The following is a 21,035-nucleotide window of genomic DNA, read 5'->3' as shown; positions in this document are numbered from 1 at the left end:
GAGGCTTGTAGATCCATGTCCCGCTTTCGTACCCAACTCCTTTCGACCTTGGCGGTCGGTGTCTTTGCCATCGGTGTGGCGGCAGGCGCTTTCGCCCAGGACACGTCCCATCCGGCTCCGGCCCCGATGGCGATGGCGCATGAGCACCATCGCGGCGGTCCGTGGGAACATGTGGATGGCCGACTGGCCTTCTTGAAGGCCGAACTGAAAATCACTGCCGCCCAGGAAGGGCAGTGGAAGAAGTTCGAGGCCGTCGTTCGCGCCAACGCCGAGGAAATGAAACAGAAGGCCGAGAAGTTCGAGGCCGAGCACAAGGCGCGTTGGGAGCAGATCGAGGCCGCCCGAAAAGCCGGCCAGCCGGTCGAGCGCCCCGCCCCGCCCTCGCTGACCGACCGCCTGGACCGCGCCGAGAAGATGGCGGCCGAACACGCCAAGCACATCAGCGAGATGAAGGCCGTGCTGGCGCCGCTGTACGCCAGCTTCACCCCGGAACAAAAGGAAAAGGCAGACACCATGCTGGCGCGGGCCATCGGCCCGCATCATGGTCCGCACGGCTTCGGCGGCCATCATGGCTTCGGCGGCGGCCGCTTCGGTGGCCCCGGTCCCGGTGACCAGGGCATGCACGGCGGTCCCGGCCGTCCCGGCCCGGACGGCGATGACGACGGCGACATGCCGCCCCCGCCGGACCTGCCGGACGACGCCAACTGATCCTGACCGGACGGTTGGGACCATGTGAATGAAGACGGCGGCGGATCGTTGGGATCCGCCGCCGTTTTTATTTATTTGTGTGTGGGTCACCTAGGCGCGGTTGGGCACCAGCGACACCAGGCAGGCGATGGCGCCGGGCACCGCCATCAACAGGAACAGCCAGTGGGCGGCCGACTGGCCGCCGATGATGCCGCCCGGGTCGACCAGGCCGGCGCTGTTGGCGATGACGCCGGACAAGGCGGCGCCGAGGGCCCCGCCCAGGGACTGCATGGTGGCGATGGCGGCCGACGCCTTGTCCTGCTCCGCCTCCCCCGCCCGCTTCAGGACGCCCGCCACCAAATGGGCCCAGCACAGGCCCACGCCGCCGCCCATGGCCAGCATGGCCAGGATCGCGGGCAGCAGGGCCACCGGGCGGTCCCAGACCCCGGAACCACCCAGCACGGGGGCCAGGGCCAGCGTCGCACCCGCTTCCAGCGCGCAGCCGGCGCTGATGGCCAGCACCGCCCGTCCGCCGCTGAGCGTGCCGGTGAAAAAGGCGGTCAGCGTCCAACCCAGCGCCACCAGCGCCACCAGATACCCTGAGGCCAGGGGCGCCACACCGTGCAGGGTCTGCAGGAAATAGGGGATGTAGACATCACTGGAGACGGTGACGATCAGGCCGAACATGATGAGGTATAGCCGGGCGATAGGCTGGCCCAGCAGCACCGCCCCCTGGGGCAGCAGGCGGAGAGGGGCGCGGCGTTCCACCACCAGCATGGCGGCGAACAGCGCCAGCGACCCCGCCAGCAGCCCGGCCTTCAGGTCCCCGCGCTCCTCCGTTCCCGCCGTGCTGACCAGCAGCACCGCCGCCAGCAGCAGGCCGATCTGTGCCAGGGGCGCGCGGGCGTCGGCACGCTCATCCGCCACCCGAGGTAGCAGGCGCGGAGCGGACAGCGCCATGATCAAGGCCGGCGGCAGCAGGATGAAAAAGGCCCAGCGCCAGGCGGAGCCATCGGCGAACAGGCCGCCGGCGGTGGGGCCCAGAAAGGTTGCCACCCCCCAGATGGCGGCATAGAGGGTCGAGGCCTTGCGCCACAGCGGCTCAGGGTAGACATGCCGGATGAAGGCGTAGGCGAGCCCCGAGAGCATGCCGGCCCCCAGGCCCTGCACCGTACGCCCCAGCAGCACCACGGGCATGGACGGCGCCAGGCCGCAGACCAGGCTGCCGGCGCTGAACACGAGGGCACCCACGGTATAGACGCCGCGCAGGCCCAACGCCCGGGGCCGCAAGGCCACGAACAATGACCCCAGCACCGCCGCCGCGACATACAGCGTGGTGACCCAGGCGAACAGCTCCAGCCCGCCGATGTCGCGCACCACGGAGGGCGCCACCGTGGCGGTGACATAGGTTTCCACCGCGAACAGGGTGACGCCGCCGCCCAGCATGAGGGTGGCGGGCAACAGCCTGGGGGAGAACAGCTGGAAGATCGAGACGGCGGGGGGCCGGGGCGCCTCGGCGGGCTCGGGTCGGGGGTTCACGGACATGGGGTGATTTTCCTCGCGGGCTTATCCTTGACCTGTCGGATGATTTTTTCCAAGTTATTAATTGGAAAATATGTCCGGCCTAGATTTAAGCAAGCTGAAACTTGGAATATGACCCGCCAGTCACCCGTGAACCGCATCCTGCTGCTGTTGAAGACGGAAGGGCCCCAGGCCACCGCGACCCTGGCCGCCGCGCTGGGCATCACCGGCGAGGCGGCGCGCCAGCAGCTGTCGCGCATGGCCGAAGATGGCCTGGTGGTCAGCGTCGGCGAAGGGGCGGCCGGCCGCGGCCGTCCCCGCCAGCTATGGCACCTGACGGCGGCGGGCCATGCCCAGTTTCCGGATGGCCATGCAGCGCTGACCACCACCCTGCTGTCCACCCTGGTGGCGGAATTGGGCGCCGGCGCCCTGGATGCCGTCATCGCCGCGCGGGAGGCGGAGACCCTCGCCCGCTATCGCGCCGAACTGGCGGATGCCCCTGACCTGGCCGAGCGTGTCCGCCGTCTGGCCGCCATCCGCTCGGCGGAAGGCTATATGGCCGACAGTTGGATGCTGGATGACGGCAGCTGGCTGCTGGTGGAGAACCACTGCCCCATCTGCGCCGCCGCCACGGCCTGCGCCGGCTTCTGCCGGTCGGAACTGGAAACCTTCCGTACCGCGCTGGGCGCTCAGGTGGAGCGGACAGAACACGTTCCGAATGGCGCACGGCGCTGTGCGTATCGGATCGTCCCCTAGCGTTTCCCAGCAAATCCGGAAAACGTTCGGGCATAGGCGTTCGGCGCCTGATCCTGGCCGCTGCAGTCGTTGCGCGCCTTGCCGTCGCCGGGGCAGGCGCCGCTGTCCCGCTCGATTTGCCAGAACGACAGGCCGGCCAGGCCGTGCTGGTCGGCGAAGGTGCGCAGCAGGGCGGCGTCGGCCAGGGTGAAGACCTCATCCCCCGCGTCGTTCTGGCCGATCATGGGCGTGGCCGCGATCATGCTCCAGTATTGGGCATCCGCGCGGCCGGGCAGCAGGGTTTCCAATTGCTGGCGGACGTGAACCAGCCCTTCCACCGACCGGAGGCCCATGCGGCCGGCGGACTTGCCGTCGCGGTAGTCCATGGTCATGAGGTTGACGACGTCGAAGCGCACGCCGGCCGCCACCGCCGACCGCAGCACCGCGAGATCGATGGGGCGCATGCCCAGGTCCGGGCGCACGGCCAGGGTGAAGGACAGGCGCAGCACCTTGCCCGCCGCATCCCAACGGTCCTGCAGGCGGCGTAATCCCTGGGTACGCGCCGCGACGATGGCGGGACGCAGATTGTCATGCACGTCGCCATCCTCGGCATCGATGTCCAGGTGGTCGATGCCCAGGCGCGTCAGCGCCGCGTCATACTGGTCGGCGATGGCGTCGGCGCCGGTGCAGCGCTCCGCCAGGTCGTCGGCGTTCCAGCCGCCGCTGGACAGGATCACCGCGCCCCCAGCGGCGCGGAAGGCGGCCACCCGTTCCATCAGCCGCGCCTCGGGAATGGGCCAGCCGCCTTGGCAGGCGCCCTGGGCATTGAAGAAGGCCAGCGTGAGGCCCTTCTGGCCGGTGGCTTTGGCCCAGGCGGCAAGGTCGGGGTCGCCGGTCAGGTCGACATAGGGAGCGAATCCCAAGCGGGTATCGGCCCCTTGCGCCGCCCCGGCCGCCAGCGCCAGCAGAACGGGTAATGCCTGCCCCGCACGCCGAAAGAAATGGCCCAACCCCATGCCCTGTCCCTCCCCCCTCATCCCAGACGGTCTGGGCAACCGTAGTGGAGGGGGTGGGAAGGAGGGCACCGGCTATTCCGGCAATATCGTCATTTGATGGAAAATGGGGGCGGGCCGGATAGCCCCGCCCCGTTTCACGCGCTTATTTGCCCCCCGGCGCGCGGAAGGTGCCGCCGGCCTGCATGGCCAGCCACAGCACGCTGGCGTAGGCGGCCGTGGACTGGTCGATGGTGGGACGGTCGATCCGGTCCAGGGTGTCGTCGGCGGTGTGGTGGATGTCGAAGTAGGTGGTGGCGTCGAGCGACAGTTCCGCCACCGGCATGCCGGCCTCGGCCATGGGGCCCAGATCGGAGCTTTCACCCTCCCCATCGGCACCCTGGATGACGCGCAAGGGCTTCAGGGCCGCGGCCATGGCGGCGATGGCGCCCTCGGCATTGGCGTTGGACTTCAGCTTGAACTGCCAGACGGGGCCGATGCCCAGGTCGGCCTCGGTACCCAGAACATAATGCGCGGCGTCGGCCGCGTGGGCCTTGCCGTAGGCGGCGGCGCCGTAGGTGCCCTCCTCCTCCGCCGCGAACAGCACGATGCGCAGGGTGCGCTTGGGCTTTTCCGGCAGGCCCTTGATCAGCTTGGCAGAGGCCAGGGCGATGGCCACGCCGGCACCGTCGTCGATAGCGCCCGTGCCCAGGTCCCAGCTGTCCAGGTGCGCGCCCATCACCACGATCTCATCCGGCTTCTCCGTGCCCTTCAGGTCGCCCACGACGGTGTAGGTGGTGATGGGATCCAGGGGGCCCACATCCAGCACCAGCTTCATCTTCACCGGTCCACGCTCCAGCAGGCGGTCGATCTGGCCGGCGTCGATGGTGGAGATGGCGCCGGCCGGGATCTTGGCCACGCCGTCCTCATACCGCGTCATGCCGGTGTGGGGCGTGCGATGCGCGTCGGTGCCGACGGAGCGGATGATGACCGCCACCGCGCCCTTCTTGGCCGCCGCCGCCGGGCCGGCGATGCGCATGGCCACGGCCTCGCCATAGCCGCTGCCGTCTTGGGTGCGGGCCATGGGCAGGGCGATGTAGGCGATCTTGCCGGTCAGCGAGCCGGCGGGTGCAGCCTTCAGGTCCGCCAGACTGGCGAAGCGCACCACCTCGGCCTCGATGCCCTCCGGCCCGGTGCCCACGCTGGCGCCCAGCGCCGCCACGGCCACCGGCTGCGGCATGGGGGCGATGATGCTGGCGCGTTCCAGGCCGCGCCGCCAGCCGGGCATGGGCACGGCCTCGGTGTGGACGTCCTGCAGGCCCATGTCCTTCATGGCCTTGACCGCCCAGGCCACGGCGGCCGCGTCGTTGGGCGTGCCGGGCAGGCGCGGCCCGACCTGGGTGGTCAGCGATTCCACCACCTCATAGGCGCCGCTGCCGGCCAGCGCGCGTTTCTGCAGTTCCTTCACGCTGCTGAGCGCCGAAGCCGGAATGGTGGCCGGCCCCGCGTCGGCCCACGCCGCGGTGGCGAGCAGACCCGCGATCCCGCCCAGGGCCACGCCCATGACGACGCCCGTGCCCAAGGCCTTGTTCTTAAATCCCAACACGCCCTTGTCTCCCATCCGTCGCAACGTCCCGGAAGCGGCCCCCCGCCATTGCCCCCGTCCGTCATTGGATTAGGAAACTGCCACGGCGTGAGCCCGAAAGGCCACCACCCAGTTGTCACAATGACATGTGTTTTTACAGGCTGGGTTCCAGCACCGGCGGCGCCTCGCTGGGCTGGAAGCTGCCCAGCGCAATGTGGATGCGCGTCCCCTCGCCCGGCAGGCTGTCCAGGGTCAGTTCCCCCCGCAGGGGGCCGGTCACCAGGTTGTGCACGATATGCAGGCCCAGGCCGGACCCGCCGGCACCCTGCTTGGTGGTGAAGAAGGGCTCGAACGCCTGGGCCGCCAGGTCGGCGGTCATGCCCCGCCCGTTGTCGGACACGGTGACGGTGGCTTGGCCGCCCGGCGTGCCCGCCACCTGGATATGGATGGCCGGTTGGTCCACCCCGTCGAAGGCATGGACCACCGCGTTCTGCACCAGGTTGGTCAGCACCTGGGCGAGCTGCCCCGGCCGGGTGGGCACGATCAGGCCGGCGGGCCCGTCCACCGTGGCAGTCACCCCATGGCCCTTCAGCAAGGGATCCAGGCTGACCAACGTCTCACGCAGGTATTCCGTCAGGGGGATGGCGCGCGCCCGCTCACTGGTCTGGTCCACCGACAGCTGCTTGAAGCTCTGCACCAGGTCGGCGGCGCGGCGCAGGTTGCGGTTCAGTATCTCGCACTCATCCCGGGCCTGGGACAGGAATTCGTCCAGGTCGCCCCGCCGCAGGCGCTTCTCCGCCACGGCGTCGGCGAGGGACTCGACTTCCCCCTGCAACTGCGAGCCCAGGGTGACGGAGACGCCCAGCGGCGTGTTGATCTCATGCGCCACCACCGCCACCAGGTTGCCCAGCGAGGCCAGCTTTTCCTGCTGCACCAAGCGGGTCAGGGCATTCTCCAGGTTGGCCAGGGTCTGCGCCGTTTCCTCCCGCGCCTGCTCCACCTCGCGGAAGGCGGCGGCGTTGGTGATGGCCACGGCGGCGAAGGCCGCCATGGAGCGCAAGGCCTCGACATGGCGGGGCAGCGCCGCCTCCGGCCGGCTGATGCGCACCTCCACCACGCCCAGGCGGCGGCCACCAACGCGCAAGGGGGCGTAGAGCGCGGTATCGTCGGGTCCGCTGCTGGTGGAGGCGCCCTCGGCCGCGCGCCGGTACAGCGGGTCTTCCGGCGACAGCGGGCCCAGGTCGGTATCCGGCGTGCCGGCGGCGTAGACCAGGGACAGGCTGGAGGCTTCGGGCTCGGTGAACAGGGCCACGCGCAGGGCTGCAGCCGGCATCAGCTCCGCGACATGGGCATGCAGGGCGCGGCAGATGGCCTCGCGCTCCAGCGAGGCCGACAGGTCACGGCCCGCGTCGCCCACGCGCCGCAGGGTGGCGGCGGAGGCCGCCAAGTCCGCTGTGCGCGCGTCCACCAGCTCCTCCAGCTCGCGCTGGCGGCGGCGGTGCCAGGCCAGGCGGGCCCAGACCGCAAGGGCCACGGCGCCGATGACGCTGGCCCCCGCCAGAATGCGAAACCACCAGGTCTGGTACCAAGCCGGCAGCACCGTCACGGGCAGCGACAGGGTCTGCGGGTTCCACTGCCCGTCCTTGTTACTGCCCCGCACCAGCAGGCGGTAGCGGCCAGGCGCCAGGTTGGTGTAGACGGCGCGGCGCCGCTGCGCGTCCTTGTCCAGCCAGCCGCTGTCGAAGCCTTCCAGCATGACGGCATAGCGGTTGCGGTCGGGGGCGGAGAAGTCCAGCGCCGTGAACTCCACCTCGAACCCCCGGTCGCCGGGATGCAGGACCAGGGGCACGCCCTCGATGGCGGCGGGCGGCACGCTCTGTGTCCCCACCCGCACGTCGGTCACCGCCAGGGGCGGGGCGAAGCGCCAGTCGGTGATGGCGTCGGGCGACACGATGGTCATGCCGCCATCGCCGGCGAACAGCAGCTTTCCGTCCGGCGTCACGGCGGAGGCGTTTTCCCAGTAGCGGCGGATCAGGGCGTTCTCCGCCGGGCCCAGCACACGCACCGCCAGGCTGTCCATATCGATGCTGACCAGCTCGTCCGCGGTGGTGGCCCAGACATGGCCGTGACCGTCATAGGTCAGGTTGTTGACGCGCAGGCTGGGCAGCCCGTTTTGCCGGTCCAGGGTCCGGAAGCGCGGCTTGCCGCCACCGTCACGCCCTTCCAGGATGGCGATGCCGCCCTGGGCGGTCCCCACCCACAGCCGGCCCCGCCCATCCTCGGCCAGGCTGTTGATATAGTCATGCGGCAGGGAACCGGGGTCGTTCTTGTCATGGGCCAGGCGCTCCACCGCGCCGGTGGCCGGATCCAGACGGTTCAGCCCGTGTTCCGTACCGGCCCACACCGCCCCGGTATGGTCGACCGTCAAGGCGATGATGCGGTCGTCCACCAGGCTGGCGGGATTGGCCGGGTCGTGCCGGTACAGCGTTTTGGCGCCATCGGCATCGACGCGCACCAGGCCGGAAAAGGTGCCCACCCAGGTGGTCCCGCCCGCCGTCATCACGCGGGAGATGTAGGGATAGGGGTTGGCGGTGGGCAGCGCCTCCCGGTCCACCGTCCCCGTCACCTCGCCCACGCGGTAGAGGCCGCGGGGCGTGCCCGCCCAGATGTGTCCCGGTGCGGCGCCGTCTCCGCCCGCGTGCCGGGTCATGGCCAGCACGTCCAGTTGCGGCAGGCTGTGTTCCGGATCGGCTTGCGCGCCGCCGGCCAGGATGCGGCGCACCTGGCGGGTCGTGGGATCGAACACCAGCACGGCGCCATCGCCGCCCAGCCATAGCGTGCCTTGAGGGGCCACGGCCACGCTCTTGATGGTGGGCAGGTCGCCCAGCGGCGGCCGGCCGTTGCCGGTGAATAGCGTCACCAGGGCGGCGTTGGTGGGATTGTGCACATCCAGGCCGGAGTCGCCTCCCGTCCAGATCAGGCCGGACCGGTCCTTGAGGATGGCGCGCAGGGCGTTGCTGGACAGGGTGGCCGGGATGTCCGGCTCATGCCGGATGGTGTGGTAGTCGCCCTTGGCCACATCGACCTCGGCGATGCCGTTGCCCAGCGTCGCCACCCACAGCACCCCCGGGCGCACCTCCACGGCGCCCCGCATGGTGACGGCCGCCAGCGGCGGCTCCCCCTCGCCTTGCGGGCGGATGACGGTCAGGGAATGGTCGCGCGGGTCGTAGACGCCCAGGCCGCTGCGGTCACCGCCCAGCCATAGACGGCCGTCCGCCCCCTCCTCGATCTGCCAGACGCTGTCGGCCAACAGGGCGACGGCGGCGGGGGATGGCGTCGCCACCGGCGGCGGGGCGAAGCGGTCGCTGCGTGCCGCGCGCACCACCAGGCCCTTGGCGGTCCCGGCCCACAGGGCGCCGGTGCGGTCCTGGTGCACGGTGAAGACGGTGCTGTGGGGCAGCGCGTCGTCGCCTGGCGCCCGTTCCCCGGGGGCCCTGTCCTTCACGTCCTTGTCGGCGTGGCGGAAGCGTTCCAGCACCCGACCATCGCCGTTCAGGTGATCCATGCCGCCGCGGGTGGCGACCCAGACGCCGCCGTCGCCGTCGTCGCTGATGTCATAGATGGTGGCGGCGCTGACGCCCCCAGGGCCGGGGGCAATGGTGCGGAAGCGTTCCGTCACCGGGTCGTAGAGGGCCAGACCGCCCACGTGGGTGCCGATCCACAGCCGGCCGGCGGGATCGACATGCAGCGCGCGGATGACGCCGTCCGGCAGCGAGCCCGGCACGTCCGGATCCGGCTGGAACACCCGCATGTGATAGCCGTCGAAGCGGGCCAGGCCGTTGGTGGTGCCGATCCAGATGAAGCCGCGCTGGTCCTGCGCCAGGGAGAAGATGGTATCGCTGGGCAAACCCCGGCTGCGGTCGATATGCTCGAATGCCGTCTGCCCCAGCGCCTGCCATGGTCCAGGCTCCGCCCGCGCCGCGCCCCACGGGACGCAGGCGGCCCCCAAGGCGGCCAGCCATACCACAACGAACAATGACACTACGCGCATCAGCACAACCACCAGGGTGACGGCAATCGCCGGAGTCACCGATACGGGTGGCCCGAACAATCCTGGATTTTATAGGAAAGGCGGCGCCGCGCCACAAAATCAACGATACCGGTTCCACTGCGTCCTGCGGCAAAGGGACTGTGCGATGGTGGGGAACAGGCCTATTGTGGCGGCAACACAGGCTTGCGCCCCAGGGCGCGCCTACTGCGAGGAGCCGAGGGGCCAACCGTAATGAGTATCCAAAATACCGGCGCCGGAGACGCCGCCGCCGGCCTCCGCGTCCTGGTGGCGGAGGACAACCGGGTGAATCGGGAGTTGATCCTGGCCGTTCTGCGCCGCCTGGGGTACCAGGCCACGGGCGCCGCCGATGGGGCGGAGGCCATCACCCTGTTCGACGCCGCCGAAACACCCTTCGACCTGGTGCTGCTGGATCTCAACATGCCCGGCGTCGGCGGGGCCGAGGCCGCGCGGGACCTGCACGGCCGCCCCATCCCTGCCGGTCGCGATCGGCCCGTGCCCCTGGTGCTGATGACGGCGGAGACCGATGTCATCGACCACCTGACCACGGGCCTGTTCTCGGGCTACGTCGCCAAGCCCCTGGCCTGGAACGACCTGGACGCCCTGATCAAGCGGCTGGTCGCTTTGTCCTGAGGTCCCCTTTCCAGCCCGCGTCCTGCCGCCTTCACTGCCCTCTGCGCCAGCGTTCCAAAACGGCACGGGCCTCCAGGAATGTCCTGGAGGCCCGCCCATTTCCAACGCGTTCGAGACGCCGGCTCAGTTGACCAGTTCCGGCACCTTCTCTTCCGGCTTTTCCGCCTGCGGCGGGCGGGTGCCGCCGGCGACGTAGTCGAAGGACAGGGCGTCGTCCTTCACGGTGACGCGGACGGCGCCGCCCTTCACCAGCTTGCCGAACAGCAGTTCCTCCGCCAGGGGCTTCTTGATGTACTCCTGGATGGTACGGCCCAGGGGGCGCGCGCCGTACAGGGGGTCGTAGCCCTTCTTCGACAGCCACTCGCGGGCCTCGTCTGTCAGCTCGATGGTGACGCCGCGATCGCTCAGCTGCGCCTCCAGTTCCATGACGAACTTGTCCACCACCCGGCCGATGATCTCCGGCGACAGGCCGGAGAACGGGATGATGGCGTCCAGGCGGTTGCGGAACTCGGGGGTGAACAGCCGGTTGATCGCCTCCTCGTCCTCGCCCAGCCGCTGCTCCCGGCCGAAGCCGAAGGCAGGCTTGGCCAGGTCGGCGGCACCGGCGTTGGTGGTCATGATCAGGATGACGTTGCGGAAGTCGACCGTCTTGCCGTTGTGGTCGGTCAGCTTGCCGTGGTCCATCACCTGCAGCAGGATGTTGTAGAGATCCGGGTGCGCCTTCTCGATCTCGTCCAGCAGCAGCACGCAGTGCGGATGCTGGTCGATGGCGTCGGTCAGCAGGCCACCCTGGTCGAAGCCGACATAGCCCGGGGGCGCGCCGATCAGGCGGCTCACCGTGTGCCGTTCCATATACTCCGACATGTCGAAGCGGGTGAGTTCGATACCCAGGGTGCGCGACAGCTGGCGCGCCACCTCGGTCTTGCCCACGCCGGTGGGGCCGGAGAACAGGTAGTTGCCGATGGGCTTTTCCGGATCGCGCAGGCCGGCGCGCGCCAGCTTGATGGCGCTGACCAGAGTGTCGATGGCCTTGTCCTGGCCGAACACCATGGTCTTCAGGTCGCGCTCCAGGTTCAGCAACACCTCGCGGTCGTCGCGGCTGACGCTCTTCGGTGGGATGCGGGCGATCTTGGCGACCACCGCCTCCACATCCTTGACCTGGATGGTCTTCTTGCGCTTGCCCGGCGGCAGCAGCATCTGGGCGGCACCCACCTCGTCGATGATGTCGATGGCCTTGTCCGGCAGCTTGCGGTCGCCGATGTACTTGGCCGACAGCTCCACCGCCGAGCGGATGGCCTCGCGGGTGTAGCGGACGTTGTGGTGCTTCTCGTAATAGCTCTTGATGCCTTCCAGGATCTTCACGGCGTCGTCCAGCGAGGGCTCGTTGACGTCGATCTTCTGGAAGCGGCGGACCAGAGCGCGATCCTTCTCGAAGTAGCTGCGGTATTCCTTGTAGGTGGTGGAGCCGATGCAGCGCAGGGCGCCGCTGGCCAGGGCCGGCTTCAGCAGGTTGCTGGCGTCCATGGCGCCGCCCGAGGTGGCGCCGGCACCGATCACCGTGTGGATCTCGTCGATGAACAGGACCGAGCCCTCGACCGCCTCCAGCTCCGACAGCACGGACTTCAGCCGTTCCTCGAAGTCGCCGCGATAGCGGGTCCCGGCCAGCAGCGCGCCCATGTCCAATGCGAAGATGGTGGCGTTCTGCAGCACCTCCGGCACCTCGCCATGGACGATGCGGCGCGCCAGGCCCTCGGCGATGGCGGTCTTGCCCACGCCCGGGTCGCCCACGTACAGCGGGTTGTTCTTGGAGCGGCGGCAGAGGATCTGGATGGTGCGGTCAACCTCCTGCCCACGGCCGATCAGGGGATCGATCTTGCCGCTGAGCGCCTTCTTGTTGAGGTTGACGCAATAGGCCTCCAGCGCCTCGGTGCCCTTCTTGGGCGCCTTCTCGCCGGCGGGCGTCTCCTCTTCGGCGCCGGCGACGCGCTTCGTCTCCGACCGGCCAGGGGACTTGGCGATGCCGTGGGAGATGTAGTTGACCGCGTCGAATCGCGTCATCTCCTGCTCCTGCAGGAAATAGACGGCATGGCTTTCACGCTCCGAGAACAGGGCGACCAGCACGTTGGCGCCCGTCACCTCCTCCCGGCCCGAGCTCTGGACGTGGATGGCGGCGCGCTGCAGCACCCGCTGGAAGCCGGCGGTGGGCTTGGCGTCCTCAGACCGGCTGGAGATCAGGTTGCTGAGCTCATTGTCCAGGTATTCGCCCAGCTCGACGCGCAGCTTCTCCACGGTCACGCCGCAGGCGCGCAGCACGGCCAGGGCGTCCTGGTCTTCGGTGAGAGCCAGCAGCAGGTGTTCCAGGGTCGCGTACTCGTGCCGACGCTCATTGGCGTAAGCTAGGGCCCGGTGCAGCGTCTGCTCGAGATTACGCGAGAGCATGCCTACTAATCCTTCTCCAAGGTGCATTGCAGGGGATGCTGGTTCTGGCGCGCGAAATCCATCACCTGGGTAACTTTCGTTTCCGCCACCTCGTAGGTGAACACGCCGCACACGCCGACGCCGCGGCGATGGACATGCAGCATGATCCGCGTCGCTTCCTCCCGATTCTTCGAGAAGAAACGCTCCAGGATGTGAACGACGAACTCCATGGGGGTGTAGTCGTCATTCAACATCAGGACCTTGTACATGGAGGGCTTCTTGGTCTTGGGCTTGGCCTTGACCACGACACCGGTGTTGGTGCCGTCGCCGCCAGTGCCGCCCTCATTTCCCTGACTATCGAACTCCGTCATGGCCTTCCAGGTACGTGTCTCTCGGGGTGGTCATCCCAGGAATAATATGAGATCGCGGCGGGCCGTTGGAAGACCCCTGGTAACCTTATTCATGCCTGGGGTGCGATTGCCGCACGGAAATCACGCGGGCGCAAGCGAACCGTGCGCCCCGCAACGGCAGCCATCACAGCAGGCAAAACAAAACCCGGCGGGCACGGGCCCACCGGGTTCGTCAGCATCGGCGATGTCGCCGGGCCGCACGGGCGCGGCCCGGGCCGTCACTCAGGCCGCCAGGCGCGGCTTGCCGAACTTGGTCACGACCGCGTTGACGCGGGCGGAGATGGGCTCGATGGCCTCGTTGGCCAGCTTCACCGACAGCTCGGAGGTCTTGGTGGCCTCGCTGACCAGGGTGTCGAAGCTGGTCTTGGCGAATTCGGACTGCAGGTCCACAGCCTCGCGCAGGGTCTTCACGGCCAGCAGAGCCTTGGTGGCCGACACGCTGCTCTCCAGCGAGGACTGGGCGTAGGCGACGAAGGACTTGGACAGGCTCTCCAGGCCCTTGGCCAGGACGGTGGAGGACTGGACCAGCGCGTCGACCGTCTCCTTGTTGAAGGCGGTCAGTTCCTCATACGCCTCGAAGGCCTTCTTGCTGGCCTTTTCGACCTGCTCCTTGGTGAGGGCGACGGCCTGCTCGTAATTCTTGGTCACGGTGTCCTGCGCAGCGGCCACAGTGGTCTCGGCCGTCTGTTTCGTGGCAGCGGCGGTGTCCACGGCGGCGTCGGTGACGACCTTCTTGGCGCGCGCAACGGTAGCGGTGGGGGCGGTAGTATTCGCGGTGGTCATATCAGTGCTCCTTCCAATGATCGCTAATGATCCATCGGCCGCCCGATGCGGCCCGTACCCGGGTCAGGCAAACCGGCATCGGCCGGGTGGCGTGCCTGCGGCGGACGGCCCATTTCGCGGCACCGTCATGTTGCGTCGCAGCACGATGCCTTATCTGGACCCGGAAAAGGAGTTTGTCAACCCGTTTTTGTGCACCGCAAAAATTTCGTCACATGGGATTGGTGCCCCGCATACGGGTGTAATTCGTGGCTTTCAAACGTGAAATCGCCCTTCATAGGCCAAACCGGCTAGTCACTGTCGCGCCGGAAGGTAGGTGTATGTTGCGGCGCAATATATCATATGAATAAACACCTCTTCCCCGCCCGGGGTAGCGGGCGACCCGGAGTCGCGGCGTGTCATGTAAAGGCGGCAGTCAAAAACCGTGCATCCTTCGCCCTTAACCGTATTTTCAATACTGGACAGCGAATCATCGTGCCTTTACTTTTGTCGTCACCAACGACGTGGCATCGGCGGAAGGGGCAGTTCACCGTGACCCATTGGAATCGCTCGAACCTGGCGCGACGCCCGGGTTTTGCCGCCCGGCGCCTGCGCTGGGCAGCCTTGGCCCTCCTGGCCTGCTGGGCCCTGGCGCCGGTGAGCGCTTTCGCCAAGTACGCCGCCATTGTCGTGGACGCGGAGACCGGCCAGGTGCTGCACGCCGCCGGTGCCGATACCCAGAATTATCCGGCGTCCCTGACCAAGATGATGACGCTGTATTTACTGTTCGACGCGCTGGACACCGGCCGCGTCACCTTGGATACGCCTTTCAAGGTCTCTGCCCACGCGGCCGCCCAGGCGCCCAGCAAGCTGGGCCTGGACGCGGGCGACACCATCCGCGTGCGCGACGCCATCCTGGCGCTGGTCACCAAGTCCGCGAACGACGTGGCGGTGACGGTGGGCGAGAACCTGGGCGGCAGCGAGCCGCGCTTCGCCCAGATGATGACGGCCAAGGCTCGCGCCCTGGGCATGAGCCGCACCACCTTCCGCAACGCCTCGGGCCTGCCCAACACCGGCCAGGTCACCACGGCCCGTGACCTCGCCCGCCTGGCCCAGGCGCTGATCCACGATCACGCCAAGCAGTACGCCTATTTCAAGACGGCCAGCTTCACCTACAACGGTGAGACCATGGCCAACCATAACCACCTCATGTCCCGCTATCCGGGCATGGACGGTATCAAGACCGGCTTCATCAACGCCTCTGGTTTCAACCTGGTGGGCTCCGCCGTGCATGACGGCCGCCGCCTGATCGCCGTGGTCATGGGCGGCAGCAGCGCTGTGTGGCGCGACAACCGCATGGCCGACCTTCTGGATGAGGGATTTGCCACTAGGCCCGGCGAGGTGCTGACGGCGGAGGCGCCCATCCGCGCCCCGCGCGGCCGCGACGCCGTGCAAATGGCCAGCGCCGATACGGCTGACAGCCAAGACGGCGCCACTTCCCAGGGCGATGAGGACGAGGCGGATGAGGCCCCGGCGCCCAAGGCCACGAAGGCCAGCACCGGTGTCCGGCTGGCCAGCGCCGCCGGCAAGGCCGCCAAGGCCGTTGGCAAGGCGGCCGAAAGCGTCGCCGACCACACGCTGCTGGCAGCACCGGCCGAGGCGGCGCCAGCGGTCGCCACAGGCGCCACGGGCAAGACCATCCCGGCGGGGTGGAGCATCCAGGTGGGCGCCTACAACGACCGCGCCGCTACCCAGGCCGCCATCGCGCGCGCCACGCAGAAGGGCAAGGGCCTGCTGAATGCCGCCGTGCCCAACGTGGTGGAGGTATCATCCGCCAAGTCCACCCTGTTCCGTGCCCGCCTGGCGGGCCTGAGCGAGAAGAATGCCCGCGCCGCCTGTGTCCAGTTGCGTCGCCAGGGCCAGGGCTGCATCACCATCGCCCCCGGCGCCAGCTGATCCCGTCCCCCGTGTCGCAAGCCTCTTCTGTGGCGGGCGGTGACGCCGCCCCATCCGTCTTGGCCTTGGCCCGCCAGCGGCGCGAGCCGTGGTGGGCCTTTCTCGGCGGCCTCATCATCGTGGTCTTGGGCGCCATCCTCATCGCCGTGGTGCTGGTGAAGGTGCCGCAGTGGGCCCATCTGGACCGGACGATGAAGCATGATGAGGGGCTGCGCGCCGTCGTCGAACTGTTGACGATGCTGGGCAGCGTCGCCGCCGCGTTGTTTCCCCTGGCCCTGGCGGTGCGCTGGTTGCACGGGCGCCCGCTGCGCAGCCTGCTGTCGCCCCTGCCCGGCTTGGATGTGGGCCTGGCCCTGCGCTCCGCCCTGCTGTGGGGCGGGCTGGTGCTGCTGGCCGTCGTGACCAGCGGCCTGCTCGACGTCTGGAATGGGGAGCCCTTCGCCCCCGGCGGCCAGCCCTGGCCCCAGGTGCTGGCCTTCGCGGCCGCCACCGGCTGGATGGTCGTGCTTCAGGTCACGGCGGAGGAGGCGCTGTTCCGCGGCTACATCAGCCAGGGCCTGTACGCCGTGACGGGCAGCGCGTGGGGCACCGCCCTGCCCGTCGCCCTGCTGTTCGCCGGCCTGCACACTCAATCCTGGGGCAACGCCGTGTGGGACCAGCGGGCGCTCTATTTCATCATTTCGCTGCTGCTGTCGGCGATCACCGCCAAGGCCGGCCGGTTGGAGGCCGCCATCGGCATCCATCTGGGCCAGAACCTGATGGCCATCTATGTCATGGGCGTGCTGGGCCCACCCTTCCCTTCCCTGCTGGGCGTGGGCGCGCCGGAGAACAAACCCGCCGGCGTCGAGGACGTGGCTGGCGTCCTGGCAACCATGGGCGTCCTGGCGGGCCTATACTGGTATCTGGGCGTGCGCCGGGGCTGGGTGGTACGGAAATAAACAAAAGGGCCGCGACCCACCAGGATCGCAGCCCTTTCCTAAACGCGCATGCTTGAGATTAGAACCCTTCCGGCGCCTCGATACCGCTCTGGCTCAGCTGGTCGCGGATGCTGCCCTTCAGGCGTTCCAGGCCGGCTTCGCTGAAGGCTTCGGCGCGGGCCACCAGCACGTCCTGGGTGTTGGAGGCGCGCAGCAGCCACCAGCCGTCCTCGGTCTTCACGCGGACGCCGTCGATGTCGTTGACCTCCACGCCCTTGCCCGCCAGGGCCTTGGCGCGGGCCACGATCTCCTCCACCGCCTTGAACTTGCGTTCCTCGTCCACCTGGAAGCGGACTTCCGGGGTGTTGAACACGGGCGGCAGCACCGACTTCAGCTTGGCCAGGCTGCCTTCGCGGCTGACCAGGCCGGCCAGGCGCACGCCGCAGTAGGGCGCGTCGTCGAAGCCGTAGTACTTGTCGGCGAAGAAGATGTGGCCGCTCATCTCACCGGCCAGGGGGGAGCCCGTCTCGGCCATCTTGGCCTTCAACAGGCTGTGGCCGGTCTTCCACATCAGGGGCTTGCCGCCGTTCTTGGCGATGTCGTCGTACAGCGTCTGGCTGGACTTGACGTCGGCGATGATGGTGGCGCCCGGGTGGCTTTTCAGCACGTCGGCGGCATAGATGGCCAGCAGCTGGTCACCCCAGACGATCTCGCCATGCTCGTCCACGGCGCCGATGCGGTCGCCGTCGCCGTCGAAGCCGATGCCGATGTCCGCCTTGTGGGTGTGGACGGCGTGGATGAGGTCTTCGAGGTTCTCCGGCACGGTCGGGTCGGGGTGGTGGTTGGGGAAATTGCCGTCCACCTCCTCGAACAGCAGGATGTGCTTGCCCGGCAGCTTGTCGGTCAGGCGGCGCAGGACATGGCCCACGGCGCCGTTGCCGGCGTCCCACACGATGGTCAGGTCGCGGGTACCGTCATAATCCTTGGCCAAGCGGTTGATGTAATCCTCGCTGACGTCCAGCTTGCGGGAGGAGCCGGCGCCCGTCGCCAGGTCGTTGCCGTGGACCAGGCGGCCGATCTCCTGGATCTGCTCGCCATAGACCGGGCCTTTGCCCAGCATCATCTTGAAGCCGTTGTAGTCCGGCGGGTTGTGCGAGCCGGTGATCATCACGCCGGCGTCCAGTTCCAGGTGCCGCACGGTGAAGTACAGCATGGGCGTGGGGCCCAGGCCGATGCGGATGACCTCCAGGCCGGTGGACATCAGGCCCTCGACGCAGGCCTGCTCCAGCTCCGGCGAGGACAGGCGGCCGTCATAGCCGATGGCCACGCGGGTACCGCCGGCGCGCACCACCAGGGTGCCGAAGCCTTGGCCGATGGCGCGGGCGTCGTCCGGGCCCAGGGTTTTGCCGATGACGCCGCGGATGTCGTACTCGCGCAGCACCGTGGGGTGGAACCGATGATTAGCGGTCATGACTTGCACCTGCTCCCTTGCTGCTTTGACTTATCGACGCGCCGGACGGCCGATGGACGTGTAGGTGAAACCGGCGGCGCTCATATCGTCAGGATTGTAGATGTTACGTAGGTCGACCAGGACCGGGGCCTTCATGGACCGGCGCACCCGGTCCAGATCCAGCGCGCGGAATTCGTTCCATTCGGTGATGATGGCCAGGACGTCGGCATCCTGGATGGCGGCATAGGCGTCGGCGCACCACACCACCCCCGGCAGCAGATGCTCCGCCTCCTGCATGCCGGCGGGGTCGTAGGCCTGGACGGTGGCGCCCAGGCGCTGCAGTTCCGGGATGATGTCCAGCGACGGCGCGTCGCGCATGTCGTCGGTGTTGGGCTTGAAGGTCACGCCCAGGATGCCGATGCGCTTGCCCTCCACGGTGCCGTTGGCGGCGGCCACGATACGGCCGGCCATGGACTTCTTGCGCTTGTCATTGATGTCGATGACCGTCTCGACGATGCGCAGGGGCGAGCCGACGTCGGCCGCCGTGCGGGCCAGGGCCAGCGTGTCCTTTGGGAAGCACGAGCCGCCATAGCCGGCGCCGGCGTGCAGGAATTTGCGGCCGATGCGGCCGTCCAGGCCGATGCCCTTGGCCACGTCGTGGACGTTGGCGCCCACCTTCTCGCACAGATCCGCCACCTCGTTGATGAAGGTGATCTTGGTGGCGAGGAAGGTGTTGGCCGCGTACTTGATCAGCTCGGACGTTTCCAGGCTGGTCATGACGATGGGCGTCTCGATGAGATAGAGCGGCCGGTACAGGGCCTTCATCACCGCCCGGGCGCGATCCGATTCGGCGCCGATGACCACGCGGTCGGGGCGCATGAAGTCGGCGATGGCGGCACCCTCGCGCAGGAACTCGGGGTTGGAGCAGACGTCGAAGTCCAGGCCGGACCGCGTCTCCCCGATGATGCGCGCCACCTCGCGGCCGGTGCCCACCGGCACCGTCGACTTGGTCACGATGACCGTGTAGCGGTCGGGATCCAGCGCCAGCGCCACTTCCTGGGCGGCGGCGTAGACATAGGACAGGTCGGCGTGGCCGTCGCCCCGGCGCGACGGCGTGCCCACGGCGATGAAGACGGCGTCCACACCCTTGACGGCGGCGGCCAGATCCGTGGTGAAGCTGAGGCGGCCCGCCTTGGCGTTCTTGGCCACCAGATCATCCAGCCCCGGCTCGAAGATCGGGATCTCGCCCCGGTTCAGACGCTCGATCTTGCTGGCGTCCTTGTCGACGCAGACCGTGGTCACGCCGAACTCGGAAAAACAGGCGCCCGAGACCAAGCCGACGTAGCCTGTTCCGATCACCGCAATGCGCATACCGATCCCCTATCGTCACGTAGTCCCGTTTCCCGCACCCAGTATAGGCCGTGTGGGGGCACCACAGGCAGGGGGCATCGGGATCAGGGGCGGCGCCGGCGACTAGGCCGGACCGCGCCCTTATTTAAGGCGACATGGCTGTGTCGCGCATGTGACCTTTTAGGGTCTTTCCGATTTGAATTAAAGCCCCGGGACGGGCCCCGGATTTCTGTCGGGCCGCCGTGAATCAATGGCCCGGGCGACTAACCCGGGCCATCCCATGTTCAGAGCATTTCCTTAAGGGCGGCGCGCACCTTGGCCGCCATGTCGGGGCGTTCCAGGGCATAGGCCACGTTGGCCAGGACGAAGCCCAGCTTGTCGCCGCAGTCGAAGCGCTTGCCCTCGAAGCGGAAGCCGTGGAAGGGCTGCGTGCCGATCAGCTTGGCCATGGCGTCGGTCAACTGGATCTCGCCGCCGGCGCCGGTCTCGAACCGTTCCAGGTGATGGAAGATCTCCGGCTGCAGGATGTAGCGGCCCTGGATGGACAGGGTGGACGGGGCGGCGGCCGGATCCGGCTTTTCCACCAGGCCCTTCACCTCGGCCAGGCGGCCATCGTCCTTGCCGATGTCCAGGATGCCGTACTTGTTGGTCTGCTCGCGCGGGACCTCGAACACCGACAGCAGGTTGCCGCCGACCTGGCCGTAGGCGTCCATCATCTGCGCCAGGCAGGGGCGGTCGCCCAGCACCTGCTCGTCCGGCAGCAGCACGGCGAAGGGCTCGTCACCGATGAATTCGCGGGCGCACCAGACGGCATGGCCCAGGCCCAGCGGTTCGGACTGGCGGACGTAGGCGATCTTGCCGCTGTCGATCTGGATGTCCTCAACCACTTTCAGAAGGTCAAGCTTGCCGCGATTCTTGAGCGTCTGGTTCAACTCATAGTTCAGGTCGAAATGGTCTTCCAGCGGGGTCTTGCCCCGGCTGGTGACGAAGCAGAACATTTCGATGCCGGCCGCCTTCGCCTCATCCACCGCGTGTTGGATCAACGGCTTGTCGGCCAGCGGCAGCATTTCCTTCGGTATGGCCTTGGTCGCCGGCAGGAACCGCGTGCCCAGACCAGCAACCGGAAACACCGCTTTGCGTACGCGCTTGACCATAGACCGACCCCTGGAGTTCAAGCCCCGGATCACCCGGGGGATTATTGGAATTGGTGGGTGGGACGCCCGATTCCGGACAGTCCCGTCCGTTCGGCCCTTCTGCCACATCGACATCCAGGCACGCAATCAAGCTGATGAGACTTTCTGACGCTTTCGTGGCAAGAAAAAGCGCCATTCCAGCCCATGATGGCCTATGCCGGTGTCTATATCCATGGTCGGGGTCGGCGCCCGTTGGTTGGATGAATCGCCCCTCCAAACGATAACTTTCGCCTCAATCACACCTAAATCCGTTGCTTAAATTAACCAACCCAAGTCAAATCAGCGTGACAGGGCCGGGCGGAATTTGTAGTAGTTTAGCTTAAAGTTTGGCGCCCCAATATTCCCGAACCGGGTCTGTTC

The 21,035-nt window shown here is 68.0% G+C and carries 15 protein-coding genes; 5 read left to right on the top strand and 10 right to left on the bottom strand.

Annotation, left to right across the window (positions count from 1 at the left end):
• Positions 1-15 precede the first annotated feature (15 nt).
• Positions 16-708, top strand: coding sequence for a Spy/CpxP family protein refolding chaperone (locus P5F91_RS13865; protein WP_277907426.1), 693 nt, complete (start codon positions 16-18; stop codon positions 706-708).
• A gap of 90 nt (positions 709-798) precedes the next feature.
• Here the strand turns inward: P5F91_RS13865 and P5F91_RS13860 are convergent, their stop codons facing one another.
• Positions 799-2,232, bottom strand: a complete 1,434-nt coding sequence (locus P5F91_RS13860; RefSeq protein WP_277907425.1) for an MFS transporter — start codon at positions 2,230-2,232, stop codon at positions 799-801.
• A 108-nt stretch (positions 2,233-2,340) separates the two neighbouring features.
• Here P5F91_RS13860 and P5F91_RS13855 point away from each other — a divergent pair, with 108 nt between their 5' ends.
• Positions 2,341-2,964, top strand: coding sequence for a helix-turn-helix transcriptional regulator (locus P5F91_RS13855; protein WP_277907424.1), 624 nt, complete (start codon positions 2,341-2,343; stop codon positions 2,962-2,964).
• On the opposite strand, the gene P5F91_RS13850 is transcribed toward P5F91_RS13855, so the two are convergent.
• From P5F91_RS13850 to P5F91_RS13840, 3 genes are all read right to left on the bottom strand, one after another.
• The gene (locus tag P5F91_RS13850) at positions 2,961-3,959 is read right to left on the bottom strand and encodes a glycoside hydrolase family 18 protein (protein ID WP_277907423.1); all 999 of its coding nucleotides are present in this window, start codon (positions 3,957-3,959) and stop codon (positions 2,961-2,963) included. The genes P5F91_RS13855 and P5F91_RS13850 overlap by 4 nt on opposite strands.
• Before the next feature lie 142 nt (positions 3,960-4,101).
• Positions 4,102-5,541: a M20/M25/M40 family metallo-hydrolase gene (locus P5F91_RS13845; RefSeq protein ID WP_277907422.1), complete on the bottom strand. Its 1,440-nt coding sequence runs from the start codon at positions 5,539-5,541 to the stop codon at positions 4,102-4,104.
• A gap of 133 nt (positions 5,542-5,674) precedes the next feature.
• Positions 5,675-9,562 carry a sensor histidine kinase gene (locus P5F91_RS13840; protein WP_277907421.1) on the bottom strand — a complete coding sequence of 1,296 codons (3,888 nt, stop codon included), beginning with the start codon at positions 9,560-9,562 and terminating at the stop codon, positions 5,675-5,677.
• A gap of 240 nt (positions 9,563-9,802) precedes the next feature.
• Between P5F91_RS13840 and P5F91_RS13835 the strand changes: the two genes are divergently transcribed.
• Positions 9,803-10,222, top strand: coding sequence for a response regulator (locus P5F91_RS13835; RefSeq protein ID WP_145609396.1), 420 nt, complete (start codon positions 9,803-9,805; stop codon positions 10,220-10,222).
• A 123-nt stretch (positions 10,223-10,345) separates the two neighbouring features.
• Here P5F91_RS13835 and clpA read toward each other — a convergent pair whose 3' ends face one another.
• The 3 genes from clpA to P5F91_RS13820 all read right to left on the bottom strand — a co-directional run bounded on the left by clpA (position 10,346) and on the right by P5F91_RS13820 (position 13,833).
• A complete protein-coding gene (gene clpA, locus P5F91_RS13830; protein WP_277907420.1) occupies positions 10,346-12,661 on the bottom strand; it encodes an ATP-dependent Clp protease ATP-binding subunit ClpA in 2,316 nt (771 codons plus the stop codon).
• Between the two features lie 5 nt (positions 12,662-12,666).
• Positions 12,667-13,011, bottom strand: a complete 345-nt coding sequence (gene clpS, locus P5F91_RS13825; protein WP_040843733.1) for an ATP-dependent Clp protease adapter ClpS — start codon at positions 13,009-13,011, stop codon at positions 12,667-12,669.
• A 261-nt stretch (positions 13,012-13,272) separates the two neighbouring features.
• Positions 13,273-13,833 carry a phasin family protein gene (locus P5F91_RS13820; RefSeq protein ID WP_277907419.1) on the bottom strand — a complete coding sequence of 187 codons (561 nt, stop codon included), beginning with the start codon at positions 13,831-13,833 and terminating at the stop codon, positions 13,273-13,275.
• A 528-nt stretch (positions 13,834-14,361) separates the two neighbouring features.
• Here P5F91_RS13820 and P5F91_RS13815 point away from each other — a divergent pair.
• Positions 14,362-15,765, top strand: a complete 1,404-nt coding sequence (locus P5F91_RS13815) for a D-alanyl-D-alanine carboxypeptidase family protein (RefSeq protein ID WP_277907418.1) — start codon at positions 14,362-14,364, stop codon at positions 15,763-15,765.
• An 11-nt stretch (positions 15,766-15,776) separates the two neighbouring features.
• Positions 15,777-16,703: a CPBP family intramembrane glutamic endopeptidase gene (locus tag P5F91_RS13810; RefSeq protein ID WP_277907417.1), complete on the top strand. Its 927-nt coding sequence runs from the start codon at positions 15,777-15,779 to the stop codon at positions 16,701-16,703.
• A gap of 58 nt (positions 16,704-16,761) precedes the next feature.
• On the opposite strand, the gene pgmG is transcribed toward P5F91_RS13810, so the two are convergent.
• The 3 genes from pgmG to galU form a co-directional block, all read right to left on the bottom strand.
• The gene (pgmG, locus tag P5F91_RS13805) at positions 16,762-18,153 is read right to left on the bottom strand and encodes a phosphoglucomutase/phosphomannomutase PgmG (RefSeq protein ID WP_277907416.1); all 1,392 of its coding nucleotides are present in this window, start codon (positions 18,151-18,153) and stop codon (positions 16,762-16,764) included.
• Between the two features lie 30 nt (positions 18,154-18,183).
• Positions 18,184-19,503 (bottom strand): UDP-glucose dehydrogenase family protein, encoded by a 1,320-nt coding sequence (locus P5F91_RS13800; RefSeq protein WP_145609402.1) that lies wholly within the window; start codon positions 19,501-19,503, stop codon positions 18,184-18,186.
• 263 nt (positions 19,504-19,766) lie between these two features.
• On the bottom strand, positions 19,767-20,636 hold the full coding sequence (gene galU, locus P5F91_RS13795) for a UTP--glucose-1-phosphate uridylyltransferase GalU (protein WP_145609403.1): 870 nt from the start codon (positions 20,634-20,636) through the stop codon (positions 19,767-19,769).
• Positions 20,637-21,035 lie beyond the last annotated feature (399 nt).

The sequence above is a fragment of the Nitrospirillum amazonense genome, assembly GCF_029594735.1.
GTDB classification, from domain to species: Bacteria; Pseudomonadota; Alphaproteobacteria; order Azospirillales; family Azospirillaceae; genus Nitrospirillum; species Nitrospirillum amazonense.
The sequence above is the reverse complement of the archived record's forward strand: the minus strand, read 5'-3'. Positions and strand labels throughout refer to the sequence as shown.